This is a genomic window from Flavobacteriales bacterium, from assembly GCA_016704485.1.
Lineage (GTDB): Bacteria > Bacteroidota > Bacteroidia > Flavobacteriales_F > PHOS-HE28 > PHOS-HE28.
Genome location: JADJAA010000001.1, coordinates 1,633,489 through 1,649,393 on the forward strand (window position 1 = coordinate 1,633,489; position 15,905 = coordinate 1,649,393).

Below are 15,905 nucleotides of genomic sequence, written 5' to 3' on the forward strand. Positions count from 1 at the left end.
AGACTCGAGGCACAAAGCATAAGACATAAGACATAAGACAAGAGCCTACTACCCAGTACTCTGTACCCATAAAGGAATATAATAAAATGAACAACCACCTTATACGCAACGCACGTATTGTCAACGAAGGAGCTGTCTATCGGGCAGATGTACTGGTGCGTGATGGCATGATCGAGCGTGTTGAAGTTGATGGGCTTGGTGAAGTGCATGGTGTACAAGAGTTGGATGCGAAAGGAGCTTATCTCTTGCCAGGGGTGATCGATGATCAAGTGCATTTTCGGGAGCCGGGAATGACCCATAAGGAGGATATCGCCCATGCTACAGCAGCTGCCGCTGCAGGCGGAGTGACCAGTTTCATGGAGATGCCGAATACGGAACCCCAAACGCTTACACAGGAATTATTGGAGATGAAGTACGGCCTGGGCGCGGCTAGTTCATTGGTGAACTATTCGTTCTACATGGGGATCAGCAATTCCAATTTGGATGAAGCATTGCGTACCGATCCCGGATCAGTCTGTGGATTGAAAGCATTCCTCGGTTCCAGTACAGGCAATATGTTGGTGGATGATCCCGCAACGCTAGAGAATTTATTCCGCGAGGCGCACATGCTCCTCGCGATCCATGCCGAGGATGAAGCGACGATCCGCGCCAATATGCAGCAGGCCATAGGGCGCTGGGGCGATGCCATTCCGATGGAACAACATCCGTTGATCCGCAGTGCTGAAGCCTGTTACACCAGTAGCAGCAATGCCGTTGCGCTTGCGCTTGCACACAACACGCGGTTGCATGTATTGCACATAAGTACCGCAAAAGAAACCGCGTTGTTCCAGCCCGGACCGTTGGAGGAAAAGCGCATTACTGCGGAAGCATGCATCCATCATCTTTGGTTCACCGATGTTGCATATGCAGAAAAAGGCGCACTGATCAAATGGAACCCTGCTGTAAAAACTGCTGCGGATCGAGATGCCATTCGCGAAGCGGTGCGTGATGGACGGATCGACGTGGTAGCAACAGACCATGCGCCGCATACCCTGCAAGAAAAGGAAAGTCCGTATGCCCAATGTCCATCCGGTGGACCATTGATCCAGCATTCACTGGTGGCCATGCTGGAACTGATGCATCAGGATGTGTTCACCATTGCGGAAGTGGTGGAGAAACTGTGCCATGCTCCAGCTCGGTTGTTCCAAGTTTCCAAGCGTGGGTACGTTGCTGAAGGTCACCATGCCGATCTGGTATTGGTGGATCTCGACGCACCCTGGACCGTGTCCAAAGAAAATCTCCTATACAAATGTGGTTGGTCGCCATTCGAAGGGCAGCAATTCCGATCGAAAGTGTTGAACACATGGGTGAACGGCCGCATGGTGTACGCTGATGGAAAAGTGGACCGTTCGGTACGGGGGCAGCGATTAAGTTTTGCACGATGAAGCTTACCCAACTTTTGCTAGTAGCGTTGCTTTTCGCTTGTGGAACCAAGAAGGCCCAACCGCCCGCTGACCTGTTGCCACGCGAAAAATTCGTGAGCGTTCTATTGGAGGCGCAGTTGATCGAGGCTCGCATGAACCATGAGTTGACGGTATCGCATATGGGCGAAGTTCCTTCTGATGAATACTATGCTGAACTATTTGCCGAGCAAGGGACCACCAAGGAACAATTCCAAGCAACCTTCGACCATTACAGTGAACACCCGAACGAGATGGAATCCATCTACGAGGAGATCATTACCGAGTTGAGCAAGAGGAAGGATGGCCCTTCGGGAATGAAAAATGAAGAATGATCAATGTAGTTCCGGGTCGTGGCCCGGAATGACGAACTAGAATGTCGCGCCTGCTTGGTCGAATGACAGTAAGAAGTTGGCAGGTTGCAGTGGCAGTAGGCTGGTTTCAGTTGGCAGTTAGCAGTTCCTGAGTTTTTCGCTTTGCTGAACGTGGATCTCGGAAGTAGAAAACACTGCGTAACAATTCTTGCACCGTGCGTCAGGTGTTAGGCAGAAAGTAAAACCAACAACGAACAACTATCAACTAACAATCTGCGTTCATCTTTGTTTTCAGCGTTATCTGTGTTCTATTCACCCTAATTCACCCCCTCATATACTTCACAACATTCTCTACAGCATCCTTGATCGGCCGGAATTGATGTCCTGTTAACGCAACTACTTTCTTGTTGCCGTATCGCCGTTCAATAATGGAGCTATGAACGGTTGCTTTGGTTACCATCGGTCGGGTGCGTGTAAGGAAGGTCCGCAGGCGTTCAGCGCGCCAAGCGAGTGCAAGCATCCAAGGCTTTAGTTCCTGCGTTGGCGCTGGTTTGCCATTGGCTTTACAGAACTGCGTGAAGAATTCCTTATAGGTGAGGTTCTCGCCAACGAGCAAATAGCGTTCGCTGTTCGGGGCTTGGTCCGTTAACTTGATCATGCATTGTGCAACGTCCCGTGCATCGACATAAGCGTTGCTACCGGGCGGGTAGAATCGGGATCCCTTGCTCAGTCGTTCGATCAAGGTCATGGTGCTTTTACCCGGAGCACCGGGTCCAATGATCATGCACGGATTTACGATCACTGCATCCAGTCCTTCGGCGATGCCGCGTTGAATTTCCAGTTCCGCATCGTACTTGCTCAGCGCATATGCCGAGGTGTATTCATCGGCACTCCACGGTAAGGTCTCATCGCGCTCCACATGCCCAGGTGCTTCGCCGATCGCAGCAATGGAACTTACAAAACACAACCGCGTAATGCCCGCTATCAATGCGGCGTTCACCACGTTCGCAGTGCCCTCCACATTCACCTTGTGCATGGTCCGTGCATCGCGTGGATCGAAGGAGATCATCGCAGCAGCGTGGTATACATTTCTTACTCCGACCATTGCATCTTCCAATGCTCCAGGACTGTCCAGATCGCCTTCGAACCAATTGATCCGGGACAAAAGTTCATCAACCCTATCGGGCTGGTAGTGCTTGAAAATGCGTGTGAGGATCGTGCGGTCACTCTTCGGCCTTGCCAATGCGCGAACCGGCTTTCCGGTCATGGTGAGCTCGAGAAGAACGTGTGCACCTACTATTCCCGTGCCGCCAGTGACCAGATCCATTTGTGCAAAGGAACGGCGATCCACTGAACACCCCGTCTATCTTTGCCGACCTTGCACTGATCATGCATTCGTTGAATGTGAGTGGAACAACTTGAAGAATGGCGAACGGATTTATGGATGAACTGCGTTGGCGCGGATTGCTGCAAGACAGTATGCCCGGCGCGGAGGAACACTTGAACAAAGGACCACAACGCGGTTATATCGGCTTCGATCCTACTGCGGATTCGTTGCATGTTGGGAATCTCGTGCAGATCATGTTGTTGGTCCATTTTCAACGTGCAGGACATAAACCCGTGGCGCTGGTCGGCGGAGCTACCGGTATGGTGGGCGACCCAAGTGGTAAAAGCGAAGAACGCCAGTTACAGACCGCGGAGGTGCTGGAGCATAACGTAGCGTGCATCCGCAAACAGCTGGAACATTACCTCGATTTCAACGCGAAGGATAATGCCGCTGAACTCGTGAACAATTATGATTGGTTCAAGGAGATGGGTTTTTTACAGTTCATCCGTGACGTGGGTAAACACATTACCGTGAACTACATGATGGCGAAGGATTCCGTGAAAAAGCGCTTGGAAACCGGACTTTCGTTCACTGAGTTCAGTTACCAGTTGGTGCAGGGATACGATTACTACTGGTTGCACAAGAACATGGGTTGCAGCGTGCAAATGGGTGGCAGCGATCAGTGGGGCAATATCACCACGGGCAGCGAATTGATCCGCAGAATGAGTGGCGGGGAAGCATTCGCGATAACAAGCCCGCTGCTGACCAAGGCCGATGGTTCAAAATTCGGAAAGAGCGAAGGCGGAAATATCTGGTTGGATGCCGCGCGCACATCACCGTACAAATTCTTTCAGTTCTGGTTGAATACCTCCGATTCTGATGCTGATAAGTTCATCCGGATCTTTACAACATGGACCCAGGAAGAGGTCGAAGCGTTGATCGCGGAACATACCAAGGCTCCGCACTTACGCATCGTTCAGAAGAAGTTGGCAGAGGAGATCACACGAAGAACGCATGGTGAGGATGAGTTGCAAAGTGCGATACAAGCTTCTGAAGTGCTTTTTGGAAAAGGTGATGCGGATGCGTTGGGCAAGCTGTCCGATCAACAATGGTTGGATGTGTTCGACGGTGTTCCGCAAGCAGAAGTATCTCGTGATCTATTTGCCGGTGGTGTGAATAGTGTTGATCTTCTCTCGGACCATACAGGATTCTTGGCTTCCAAAGGCGAAGCGAAACGGGCACTGAAGGAGGGCAGTATCTCGGTGAATCGCGAGAAAGTAGGTGACGACAAAATGATCGGAACAGCTGACCTGTTGAGTGGGAAATTTATCCTGCTTCAACGCGGCAAGAAGAATTATTTTTTAGTGAAGGCGATGTAGGGGTCTTCGGTATTGGCGTGATGAATGGTTCGCCATTGCAGAAACAAGTAGCGTGAACCGCGTTGATCAGCTCTTTCTGCGTCATCAGCGTTCCATTACGCTGCTACACCAACAAATTGCACCCGCGTACATCGCTGTGATCAAACCGACCTAACACTTCGAACGAACCATCTGGATAGCACCGACCAAGGTCTTGCGTAGCAATGAAGGGACAACTTGCAATGTTTGCAAGATCGATCACGTTGATGCCTCCTGTGCGTCCGTTTGATACGCTGCTCAACGGGTCGTTCACATCGCGTAAACTTATTCGCATCCACGGTGGACAGCGGTATATCCCGTCGCCCTTGGACCATGCTTGGCTTAGTAGTTCCGTCATACCGTATTCGCTGTGGATGGTTGCAACGTCAAACGCTTTTTTCAGGATGGTGTGTAATTCCTCGCGTACGATCTCGGGTCTACGGCCTTTCATTCCACCGGTCTCCATGATCACGGTGTGCTTCAGGGCTTGCGGAAATTGTTCGGCAAGGTCCAGTAATGCGAACGTTACACCGAGCAGTAACGTCTTTTTCCCTTCGCGTTCAGATCGCTTCAACACCTCGCTCAGTTCGGCATATTTGTAGAGGTAGGTGCCGCTCAAGGGGTCTTCGCTTGCGGCGATCAATTGCTGAGCCATGTACACCAATGAACTGCCTTCGCGCTCCAGGTACGCGGGTAACAGCGCTAGGATCCGCCATCCCTTAGGGTCGCCATACACTGCTCTGAACGATGTACTGAAAGATCGCTCGTACAGCTTTGGCCAAGGCACATGGTGTGTACTGGTAGTTGAGCCTGTGGTGCCGCTGCTCGTGAAATGCGCGCTTGGGTCCAAACCTTCCAATAGAACCCGGTGATCTCGGAACAACCCAATAGGTAGATATGGGATCCCAGCAACATCAGCGACCAATGAAGGGTCGACCTTCAACCCATTCAGGAATCCCCGATACACCGGGTTCTTTGCTGCATGTAAACGAAATAGATCCAGCGCCAATGCGTTGAATTCATCAGCACCACTGATAGTGAATGGTCGTTCAAGAAAGAGGGTTGGGTCAGTGATAGGTGACAAAATGAGGTTATGAGCTAACTTTGTATCAATGAATGCTGCGATGGGTATATGGACAAAAGTAGTTGTGGTGCTCTTTGTAGTGGGCGCCGCCTTGGGTTGTCGCAAAACAGAGAAGTTTCCGATAGAACCCGAACTCACGTTCAAATCCTTCGAACTTTTTGGCGATTCCGCCTCGCTAACCGTTTCTTTCACGGATGGTGATGGGGATATTGGGTTGGATGATTCGGATACACAAGCTCCTTTCGATACCGCTTCTGCTTACTACAACAATTTTTTCCTGGAACAGGAAGATCTGATCAATGGTGTTTGGACACCGTATGTTTTCCCAGGTTTGCCACTTTATTATCGTATCCCACGCATTACGCCAAATGGTCAGAATAAAACATTGGAAGGTGATATTTCTGTAGCGATCGACCCATTGCCGCTTTCGATATCTCAGCTCTCTGATTCCATCCGCTTCTCAGTTAAGATCGTTGACCGCGCATTGCATGAAAGCAATGTTGTTTACTCCAACCAGATCATTCTGGATTGACCGAAGAGGCCGGTTCGATCGTTCATCCACTTAGTTGGTAATGACGTTTCCGGAATGTTAGCCGGAGGTTATCCTTTGCCTACCCAAGCTACGCCGGTCATACAAGCACGGTATATTTGGGCGACCTTACACAGATCCAGCCGACAAGGTCATTCATTTTGGGCCAACTTTCTCCTCGTCAGTTAGCGCTATTGATAGCGTCCATCGTTGCGATCCTTGCGGCTTGTTTGTCTGCGCTTGGCACATTCGGTGTTATTCCTAATTCAGAAGTTTGGTGGCCTTTCGCAGTCGCCGTTTTTGTTTTCGCTGTGGCGTATGGAGCGGTTTCCTTCGGTATTGAGCAATTCATCCACAGGCGCATTAAGATGCTGTACAGAACAGTGCATGATCTTAAGCGGAACCCCAAAGAGGTGGACCACTTGAATTTGAAAGGCGATGTATTGGGACAAGTGAATGAAGAAGTTCGTGCTTGGGCCAGAGAACGTGGCGATCAGATCGAAGAATTGGAGGAACGCGAAAAATTCCGACGTGAGTTCATTGGCAACCTGGCACATGAACTGAAGACACCGATCCATAATATCCAAGGGTATATACTCACGCTTTTGGAAGGTGGTCTGGAGGATGATCGGGTGAACCGTGATTTTCTTGAGCGCGCTTTCACCGGTGTCGACCGGTTGAATAAGCTCGTTGAGGACCTCGATATGATCACGCAATTGGAGAGCGGTGTCATGGACCTGAGGACTGCGCCGTTGGACCTCCATGATCTAGTGCAGGAAACCAAAAAAGGAATGGAGATCCTTGCTAAGGAGCGCGGTGTGAAACTGAAGAACACAGTACCACATGACGTTATGGTAATGGCCGATCGAGACCGCTTGGCCCAAGTATTCACCAACCTGTTCAATAATGCGGTGAACTACGGAAGATCGGGTGGTACATGCACAGTGCGGGCTTATACGATGGGTGACCAGATCGTAGTGGAATTATCCGATGATGGGATCGGAATTAGCAAGAAACACCTGCCACGCCTTTTCGAACGTTTCTATCGCGTAGGGAAAAGCAGAGCGCGCAACGAAGGCGGGTCCGGATTAGGGCTGGCGATCGTGAAACACATCATCGAAGCACACGACCAGACCATTGCCGTAAAGAGCAACGAGGGGGAAGGAACAACGTTCGTGTTCACCTTGGAGAAGGCGAATTAGATCGTTGTATCAATTTGTGTCCGATCCTGATAGACCCACTTATTTTCCAACAGCTTCATCGTATAACTGCACCTCGCTTTCATTGTTGATGCTTATGCGCGGCACTTCATCGAACATGGTGACTTTACCGGTAACACAGATCTTTTTATTCAAGAGATAAGTTTCCGGGTCGTAGCTGAAATTCACGCTTTTGTCCTGCCAGACCGTTGCATAGAACTCCTGATCCGGATTCGGGGTGTCAAAGTTCAAATAGATCGCTTTGGCTTTTACCGTTGTGCGCGATGCTACCACTGTTCCGCAGACCGTAACGGTCTTACCAACGTGATATTTGGCTTGTACGGAATTGAACATGCCATTTGGCAAGGGAGCAGGGATCGGAGCCGTTTCACCTGCCTTATCCTCGTCTTTTTCATACCATGCCTTATAGTCCGCCATTACCTCGATCCTATTCTCGAGCTCATCCTCCAATGAAGGAAAGAAATCGATCCCTGTAAGTTTCTCAACGCTGTCGACCGGCACTGCGTAACTGATCACCGGGTATTCCAATTTCTCATTCTTCATAACGAATGCGATCGCCTTTGGATCCTTCCCGTCCAGATCCACGATCACTTTCCAGAATAGCTCAGGGATGCTGACCTCATTCTTTCGATCTGCTTTCTGCATTGTAGGAAGTCCATCGCGAAGAACGGGGCCGGTTGCGATGAATACGCGTCGTTTGGTGTGGTAGACATAACGGCGCCCCCAGTCCTCCAGTTCGGCCCATTTGCCACGATTGAAGTCGGCAAGTTGTGGTGAGATATTGCTATAGTAGTACGTTCCGAGCAAAGCATCGTAGGTCCAACGCATATCCGCACTGGGAACCATGTGACCGCGATCATAGCCGCTATACCAATAATCCGCCGTTACTGCGGTGCCTGTCTTCACCAATGGATCCGGTAAGAAGGAGTCAATACGCGCTAAGTTTCCTTTGATCAGGTCGGGCGCAGCTATGTGTACGGTCCATTTCGGTTGTTCGTGCTTCTCGCTGTATACCAACATGTGTCCAGGGTGTACGATCAATTCATCGCCTTCTTCCAATTTGGGCAAACCCCATTTCTGTAGGTCTCGACGGATGATCGCAAGCTTCACCGAGTCCAAGCGTGCAACCATTTTTTCCTGTTGAAGGGTGAACGCAGAATTTTGTTCCTCCAATTTTTTCAGTTGAACTTCGAGGTCGGTCTGGGCAGTTGTTGGCAACACTAAAAAGGCGGCCAAGAGCAATAGGATGTAGGTGATCGGTTTCATGGAAGGTGGGAAGGTAGGGGAACACCATGGGATATTGGAATGGAATGTGGAATTTTCAATATACATGCGATGCAAATTGGTCTACTGCAAGAGCCCTGCCAGATCGCCCAAGGCCTCGTCAAGAAGATCGCTCCCTGAATGTTGAGGTGTTAACGGTTGGTCAGCAGTAGTGCCTAGTGCGGTGGTCAGGTCGATACTGTTCTGTTGTTGCACGATATACCGACCCGTTCCTGCGTGAAGTCTTCCCAAATATTCTTGTTCCTCTTGTCCGGGTGTAGGTACGATCAACGCACTGCGGCCAAGTGCAGCAAGGTCCATCAAGGTGGTGTAGCCGCTGCGCGATACGATCATCTCGGAATCCGACATGGCCCGCGCTAGCTTGGAACCTTGCATATGGCCGATCATTGTAATATTCTTGATCTGTTTTTGATCCAGTTCATCCGGTAGGCCAAGGACCACTAAATGTTCGCCCTTGATCCCTTGCATTTGCTCCAAAAGAATGTTCTCCAATAGTGAGCGCTGAGGTTCTGGACCACTGATCACTGCAACGATCCTGTATTTAGCTCCTGTGCTTTCGGAAGGGCTGTTCCGTATCGGTGCCATTCTGCTTAGAATCCCTATGTAGCGCGAATTTCCGGGCAGTTCAGCGCCATGCGAAAGTTCACCCGCGAGTCCAGGAGATCGTTGTTCGTCCATGATCCAACACCGATCGAACCGAGCAATGTTCCGCAGATTGACCTTGCGCAACACGCTTTGCGCGAATGGCGTGAACGGAAATACTTGATGCGTGATCAACAAGCTGGGCAGTGCATTTGAACGGATCCCGAAGCGTTGATCACTGATCACGGCATCCAATCGTAATTTTGCTCGCATTCCTTCGAATAACGCACGTTCTGTCTGCATGCTGCGCAGCATGGCAGGGAACTGTTTCGCCATGCTCCACAACTGATTCCCACTTTCGGAATAGCGAACGGTGATCCCTGGAATGCGAACATATTCCAACGATGGGAATTCAGCAGAAAGAACGGCTAAGGGTCCTTTGTCGGCACCCAGGATCGGAATAGCACCGAAGCGAAGCAATCGTTCGATCAATGGAACGCAGCGCGTGGCATGTCCAAGACCCCAATCGAGGGGTGCTACGAGAATGCGCTTGCCGTTGAGCATAGTGCAAAGGAAAGTGGATCACCTCGGACTATCGCTCTGCGCTCTAAATTCGCGGCCAGTATATGGGCAAGAACAAGATATCCAGATTCGAAGAGAACCTCACCTATGATCACGTTGTTCAGCCTTCTTACACCGAGCTGGCAAAAAATGGGCTTCCCGCTGAAGGGGAAATGGAATGCAGAAATGTTCCATCGGGATGCACCACTTGTGTTGGAGTTGGGTTGTGGTGGTGGTGAATACACCGTTGGTCTCGCCCAACTGCAACCCGAGAAGAACTATGTTGGCGTGGATATCAAGGGTGCGCGATTGTGGCGAGGTGCTAAACATGCCCAAGAAGCAGGTCTTAAGAATGTCGCTTTTCTGCGAACCCACGTGGATCATTTGATCCGTTGTTTCGGCACCCATGAAGCAAGCGAAATATGGTTGACCTTCAGCGATCCTCAGATCGGTAAGGCCCGCAAACGATTGACGAGTCCGCTATTCTTAGCGCGCTACAAGGAAGTGTTAAAGCCCGGAGGTCTTATTCATATGAAGACGGATAGTCCTGAGCTTTATGAGTACACTATGGAGCAGATCGCGGAATTCCATTTGCCGGTGTACGAACAAAGCACGAACGTTTATTCAGACCTTGTTCTGCGTTCATCTCCTCAAGAGCAGGCTGTTATGAATATCCGTACCTACTATGAAAAGCGTTGGCTTTCAGAAGGGAAGAACATTCATTATGTGCGGTTCGGGATCGAGGGGTTCAAGTAATTCGTGATCATGCCTAAACGCACCATTCAGAACAATGCGGTACAAGAGCGTGATTTCTTTGCCGATGTAATGGACGTTGTGCGACAGGTCCCCAAGGGCCGCGTTACGAGTTATGGTGCCATTGCCAAATACCTTGGTGCCGCACGTAGCAGCAGAATGGTAGGGTTCTGTATGAACAAAGCACACCACGTAGAACCTCCAGTACCTGCGCATCGCGTAGTGAATAGGAATGGCATGCTCACCGGAAAACACCACTTCGCAACAGAAACCCTCATGGAAGAGTTGTTGGCTGAAGAGGGTGTGATGGTAAAGAAGGATACCATACTCGGTTTTCCGGACCGTTTCTGGGATCCTGCAATTGAACTTCGTTTATGATCTAGTACATTGCTGACTCTAAGCATTAGGCATGAAAGTAGTTCTAGAGCACGACGATGATTTTGCAACCATCGAAGTCTATCCCGATCAAAAATTGGCACGGCTTACATGGAAGTCACATGTGAGTAGTGAGCATTATCGGTCTCTGCTTATGTGCTTATTGGATGTTGTTTCAGAACAGGACATCAAACTTTGGTTAAGCGACGGGCGGAAAATGGGGCCCATCCTTCAAGCGGATCAGGTCTGGACCATGCAGGAATTCACGCCGGATCTTATAGCCGTTGGGTTAGAGCGAATTGCGATCGTGAGCAGCTTGGATGCGATGAATGTTATCGCGGTGGATAAGATGGTGAACGCTACACCGAAAGAAGCTACGTATAGCATCAATTTCTTCGAGGATCCGGCCATTGCGCAGTTATGGTTGATGGAAAGTAATGGTGCAGGTCCTTCAAGGGCCAAGAATGGCCTTGTCTGATAGGGACTATCAGATGGACCGCCAGACCACTAGTGCCATTTAGATCTTCAAATGCACCCGAGAATGCGAAGCCATTCTTGATGAAGGCGCACCGAAAAGATCATTGCATGGTCATCGCGGCGGAACTGATCATTCGGAGATGTGTTGGTCGAAAAGAGCGAGTAGATCGAGGGGGCTGAATGTCTAAATGGTATAACTTTGTGGCCCCATGCCGATCACCGAAGACGCTATTCTAGCGGCACTTAGTCAAATTATTGAACCCGACCTCAAGAAGGATATCGTGGAACTGGACCTTGTTCGCGAGGTAACTGTCGACGAGAACACTGTTCATGTGAGCGTAGAAGTGAGCAATCCCGCGTTGCATAGCCGCAAACGCATGGAAGAAGCGGTCGTATTCAACCTGAAGAAGGAACTAGGAAAAGGAGTTGATGTCAAAGTGACCGTTTCGCCCTTGTCCGGTGATCGCGGCAATTTGCGCAAAGTGCTACCTCATGTTAAGCATATCATTGCCGTTGCCAGCGGAAAGGGTGGTGTTGGAAAAAGCACGATCACCGCAAACCTTGCGGTTGGTCTAGCACAACGCGGGTTGAAGGTTGGTCTGGTGGATGCGGATATTCACGGACCGAGTATGCCGATCATGTTCGATGTGGTGAATGAACGACCGCAAACAGTGGAGAAGGACGGCAAGCATTTGATCATTCCGGTTGAGAGCCATGGCGTGAAACTGTTGAGCATTGGTTTTTTTGCGGCACCTGATCAAGCCATAGCTTGGCGCGGGCCAATGGCCAGTAAAGCATTGGAGCAACTATTCAAGGATGCCGATTGGGGCGAGCTTGACCTGCTTTTGGTCGATCTGCCACCGGGAACAGGTGATATCCATTTATCTCTCGTGCAGGCCGTGCCGTTGACGGGTGCGATCATAGTAAGTACACCGCAACCAGTCGCGTTAGCTGATGCTCGGAAGGGTGTTGGGTTATTCCGAATGCCTAGCGTTAATGTTCCCGTGCTTGGTATTGTGGAGAACATGGCGTGGTTCACTCCAGCGGAATTGCCCAATAACAAATACTACATTTTCGGTAAAGGCGGAGCTCGTGCGTTGGCCGGCGAATTGAATGTGCCATTCTTGGGCGAAGTACCCTTGGTACAAAGCATCCGTGAAGCCGGGGATGTGGGAAGGCCCGCAGTATTGCAACCAAATACCGTTAGCGCTGTAGCGTTCAATGATCTATGCAACGCATTCCAGGAACGAATGGCGAAAGTTGAACAAGAACCAAAACCAGCTCCAATGCAACAACCGGCATGACCGTTCTAGACAGATACCAGATCGAATCATCGGAGGTGTGCGTTCGCGAAGCACTTGACGAAATACGCCCATTTCTTGAGGCCGATGGTGGTAACATAACTTTGGAAGAGGTAACGCAGGACGGCATTGCCATGGTGCGCTTGCATGGTGCCTGCTGCAATTGCAGTATGTCGGCAATGACATTGAAAGCGGGTGTTGAAGAGGCAATTAAAAAGTCAGCTCCCGAGGTCAGATCGGTGCAAGCCGTGAACGCAGAGCTGGTCGCTTGAGTGATGAGGATGCCTTAATTCAGCTGGACGCTGGATCATTTGATCTCTTCTCCCCTCGTACCTTTGTGCCACTTTAATGGATACTCCTGTTATTACGCGCTCCGTCGAAGAACGTAGCAATGTGGTCATCCTCTTTGCAGGGGATAGCGGCGATGGCATTCAGCTTACTGGTGCCCAGTTCACGGAAAGCAACGCTTTGTTCGGTAACGATGTAAGCACTTTCCCCAATTTTCCAGCTGAGATACGTGCACCACAAGGAACTCTTGCCGGTGTAAGTGGTTATCAACTGCACTTCGGCAGCGTGGAGCTTTTCACCCCGGGTGATCAGAGTGATGTGCTTGTGGTAATGAACTCCGCCGCACTGAAAGCGAATCTCGGTAAGCTTAAGAAAGGCGGTGTTATCATCGCGAATACAGATGGGTTCGATAAAAAGAACCTGCGCTTGGCAGGGTACCCGGATGATGCGGAGCCGCTTACGGATGGGTCGCTCCAGAACTACCTCGTGCATACGGTCGACGTAACCAAGATGACGCGCAATGCGCTGGCCGACACGTCTCTTGGTATGAAAGAGAAGGATCGCTGCAAGAATATGTTCGTTCTCGGTTTCATCCATTGGATGTATAGCCGTGAATTGGGACATACCGAAGCGTTCCTCAACAAGAAGTTCGCTAAGAAACCGGATATTCTTGCGGCGAATCTGAAAGTGCTTCTCACCGGATACAACTACGGTGATACCAGCGAGACATTCACCACACGCTACGAGGTGAAACCCGCGCCGATGCCTTCTGGCAACTACCGGAACATTACTGGTAATCAAGGAACTGCAATTGGCCTAACTGCCGCCGCACAGAAGGCCGGGCTTGATCTGTTCTACGGATCATACCCGATCACACCGGCGAGTGATATCCTCCATGAACTTTCACGCCACAAGCATTTTGGTGTACGGACATTTCAGGCCGAGGATGAGATCGCAGCGATCTGTTCCGCGATCGGTGCTAGTTACGGTGGAGCGATAGGTGCCACGGCGAGTAGCGGTCCGGGTATCGCATTGAAGACCGAAGCCATGGGCCTTGCGTTCATGTTGGAGCTTCCATTGGTGATCGTGAATGTGCAACGGGGTGGCCCAAGCACCGGGTTACCCACCAAGACCGAACAAGCGGACCTGTGGCAAGCCGTTTTTGGCAGGAATGGCGAAGCACCCATTCCGGTCGTTGCCGCAAGCAGTCCCACGGATTGTTTCGAAATGGTCTACGAAGCTGTGCGCATTGCAGTTGAGCACATGACACCCGTGATCTTCTTGAGCGATGGTTATATCGCGAACGGTGCCGAACCGTGGAAATTCCCGCAAGCAAATGAGCTGAAGGCCATCAAACCTCCATTCGCGAAGCCACGAACGAACGGTACCGTCAATGAACCATTCCTGCCCTATGAACGGGACAAGAAAGGTGTGCGACCATGGGCCATCCCAGGCATGAAGGGACTGCAACACCGCATAGGAGGTATTGAGAAAGAGAATGGGACAGGTAACATCAGTTACGATCCAGCCAACCATGAACTAATGGTAAAGTTGCGTGCTGAAAAAGTGCATCGCATTGTGGAGGACGTGCCTCCATTGGATCTTTCAAGTGGTGCCGAAAGCGGTGACCTGTTGATCTTGGGCTGGGGAAGTACGTATGGTGCGATCCGGACCGCCGTGAACGAATTGACGGATGAAGGATATAGCGTTGGTCATTTGCACTTGCGTTATTTATTCCCATTCAGAAAAGAATTAGGTAATATCCTTAAGAAGTATAAGACCGTGTTGATGCCCGAAATGAACAGTGGTCAATTGCGCCAAATGATACGGGCCGAATACTTGATCGATGCCAAAGGATTGAACAAGATCCAAGGAATGCCATTTACATCAGCAGAGATACACAACGCTGCATTAGACCTTTTGAAAGCATGACCATAGCAAGTGATGTCGTTCTGGACAATGCCGCGCCAAGCGCAGGTTATGCAAGTGATCAGGAAGTGCGCTGGTGCCCCGGGTGCGGTGACTACAGCATTCTGAAACAAGTGGAGACGGTGCTGAAGGATCAAGGAAAAGCGAAAGAGGATATTGTGTTCATCAGCGGTATCGGGTGCAGTTCGCGCTTTCCGTATTACTTGGATACGTATGGAATGCACAGCATCCACGGCCGTGCACCAGCCATTGTAAGCGGGCTGCGCGGTGTACGTCCGGATCTGAGCGTATGGATGATCACCGGAGATGGTGATTCACTGAGCATCGGTGGTAACCATTTGATCCACATGTTGCGTCGAAATGTTGATGTGAACGTTCTGCTCTTCAATAACGAGATCTACGGGTTGACCAAAGGACAGTACTCACCTACTTCACCTGAGGGTGCAGTAACACGTAGCACACCTATGGGTAGTACGGATCATCCATTCAACCCATTGGCATTGTGTAAGGGTGCCGATGCCACGTTCATTGCGCGCAGTATGGATCGCGACCCGAAGCATTTACGTGAGATGTTGGTGCGTGCAGAGGCACATCGTGGTACCAGTTTGTTGGAGATCTACCAGAACTGCAACGTTTTCAATGATGGTGCATTCGAAGTGTTCACCGAGAAAAAGTCGAAGCCCGATAACACTATTTTCGTAGAACACGGTAAGCCGCTGATCTTTGCTGGTGGTACTAAAGGCATTAAGCTCGATGGTATGACACCCATTGCAGTTGATCTTTCGAACGGCGCATCCGCCGCCGACCTGTGGGTCCATGACGAACGCGATGGTTACAAGGCCAGTATACTCGTTCGCATTTTCGAGGATCCAAGAAAGGAGGGAGCTTTACCACGTCCGTTCGGTGTGTTCTACGTGAACGATCGCGCAACCAACGAGACAAAGCTCAATGCACAATTAGCCTTGGCAAAAGAGAAGAAGGGTGTAGGCGATCTCGATGCGTTGTTGCGTGGTGAGCACATGTGGAGTATCAAGTGATCAAGGTG

15 protein-coding genes and 1 pseudogene are annotated in these 15,905 nt (G+C 50.4%); 12 read left to right on the forward strand and 4 right to left on the reverse strand.

Translation table 11 applies throughout. The features are described 5' to 3' along the window. Positions 1-86 precede the first annotated feature (86 nt). Complete coding sequence (locus tag IPF95_06845) at positions 87-1,424, forward strand: dihydroorotase (protein ID MBK6474414.1); 1,338 nt, start codon at positions 87-89, stop codon at positions 1,422-1,424. After that, positions 1,421-1,774 (forward strand): DUF4296 domain-containing protein, encoded by a 354-nt coding sequence (locus IPF95_06850; protein MBK6474415.1) that lies wholly within the window; start codon positions 1,421-1,423, stop codon positions 1,772-1,774. The genes IPF95_06845 and IPF95_06850 overlap by 4 nt, the downstream gene beginning before the upstream one ends. A gap of 301 nt (positions 1,775-2,075) precedes the next feature. Here the strand turns inward: IPF95_06850 and IPF95_06855 are convergent, their stop codons facing one another. Then, the gene (locus IPF95_06855) at positions 2,076-3,080 is read right to left on the reverse strand and encodes an NAD-dependent epimerase/dehydratase family protein (GenBank protein ID MBK6474416.1); all 1,005 of its coding nucleotides are present in this window, start codon (positions 3,078-3,080) and stop codon (positions 2,076-2,078) included. A 98-nt stretch (positions 3,081-3,178) separates the two neighbouring features. Between IPF95_06855 and IPF95_06860 the strand changes: the two genes are divergently transcribed. Further along, entirely contained in the window at positions 3,179-4,459 is a 1,281-nt protein-coding gene (locus IPF95_06860; protein MBK6474417.1) for a tyrosine--tRNA ligase, read from the forward strand. Between the two features lie 103 nt (positions 4,460-4,562). Here the strand turns inward: IPF95_06860 and IPF95_06865 are convergent, their stop codons facing one another. Further along, positions 4,563-5,552, reverse strand: a complete 990-nt coding sequence (locus IPF95_06865; GenBank protein ID MBK6474418.1) for an acyl transferase — start codon at positions 5,550-5,552, stop codon at positions 4,563-4,565. Between the two features lie 37 nt (positions 5,553-5,589). On the opposite strand from IPF95_06865, the gene IPF95_06870 reads away from it, so the two are divergent. Further along, a complete protein-coding gene (locus IPF95_06870) occupies positions 5,590-6,093 on the forward strand; it encodes a hypothetical protein (protein ID MBK6474419.1) in 504 nt (167 codons plus the stop codon). A gap of 116 nt (positions 6,094-6,209) precedes the next feature. Next, entirely contained in the window at positions 6,210-7,292 is a 1,083-nt protein-coding gene (locus tag IPF95_06875; GenBank protein MBK6474420.1) for a sensor histidine kinase, read from the forward strand. A 39-nt stretch (positions 7,293-7,331) separates the two neighbouring features. Here the strand turns inward: IPF95_06875 and IPF95_06880 are convergent, their stop codons facing one another. Both IPF95_06880 and IPF95_06885 read right to left on the reverse strand, forming a co-directional pair. Continuing rightward, a complete protein-coding gene (locus tag IPF95_06880) occupies positions 7,332-8,576 on the reverse strand; it encodes a DNA/RNA non-specific endonuclease (protein ID MBK6474421.1) in 1,245 nt (414 codons plus the stop codon). 81 nt (positions 8,577-8,657) lie between these two features. After that, positions 8,658-9,740, reverse strand: a complete 1,083-nt coding sequence (locus tag IPF95_06885) for a hypothetical protein (protein ID MBK6474422.1) — start codon at positions 9,738-9,740, stop codon at positions 8,658-8,660. 62 nt (positions 9,741-9,802) lie between these two features. On the opposite strand from IPF95_06885, the pseudogene trmB reads away from it, so the two are divergent. From trmB to IPF95_06920, 7 genes and pseudogenes are all read left to right on the forward strand, one after another. Continuing rightward, positions 9,803-10,493: pseudogene (gene trmB / locus IPF95_06890) on the forward strand (tRNA (guanosine(46)-N7)-methyltransferase TrmB). Between the two features lie 9 nt (positions 10,494-10,502). Then, the gene (locus tag IPF95_06895; GenBank protein ID MBK6474423.1) at positions 10,503-10,868 is read left to right on the forward strand and encodes an MGMT family protein; all 366 of its coding nucleotides are present in this window, start codon (positions 10,503-10,505) and stop codon (positions 10,866-10,868) included. A 31-nt stretch (positions 10,869-10,899) separates the two neighbouring features. Beyond that, the gene (locus tag IPF95_06900) at positions 10,900-11,343 is read left to right on the forward strand and encodes a hypothetical protein (GenBank protein MBK6474424.1); all 444 of its coding nucleotides are present in this window, start codon (positions 10,900-10,902) and stop codon (positions 11,341-11,343) included. A gap of 208 nt (positions 11,344-11,551) precedes the next feature. Beyond that, complete coding sequence (locus IPF95_06905) at positions 11,552-12,646, forward strand: Mrp/NBP35 family ATP-binding protein (GenBank protein MBK6474425.1); 1,095 nt, start codon at positions 11,552-11,554, stop codon at positions 12,644-12,646. Continuing rightward, on the forward strand, positions 12,643-12,915 hold the full coding sequence (locus IPF95_06910; protein MBK6474426.1) for a NifU family protein: 273 nt from the start codon (positions 12,643-12,645) through the stop codon (positions 12,913-12,915). Before IPF95_06905 ends, IPF95_06910 begins: the two co-directional genes overlap by 4 nt. A gap of 76 nt (positions 12,916-12,991) precedes the next feature. Beyond that, entirely contained in the window at positions 12,992-14,863 is a 1,872-nt protein-coding gene (locus tag IPF95_06915; protein ID MBK6474427.1) for a 2-oxoacid:acceptor oxidoreductase subunit alpha, read from the forward strand. Next, on the forward strand, positions 14,860-15,897 hold the full coding sequence (locus IPF95_06920) for a 2-oxoacid:ferredoxin oxidoreductase subunit beta (GenBank protein ID MBK6474428.1): 1,038 nt from the start codon (positions 14,860-14,862) through the stop codon (positions 15,895-15,897). Before IPF95_06915 ends, IPF95_06920 begins: the two co-directional genes overlap by 4 nt. Positions 15,898-15,905: the final 8 nt, after the last annotated feature.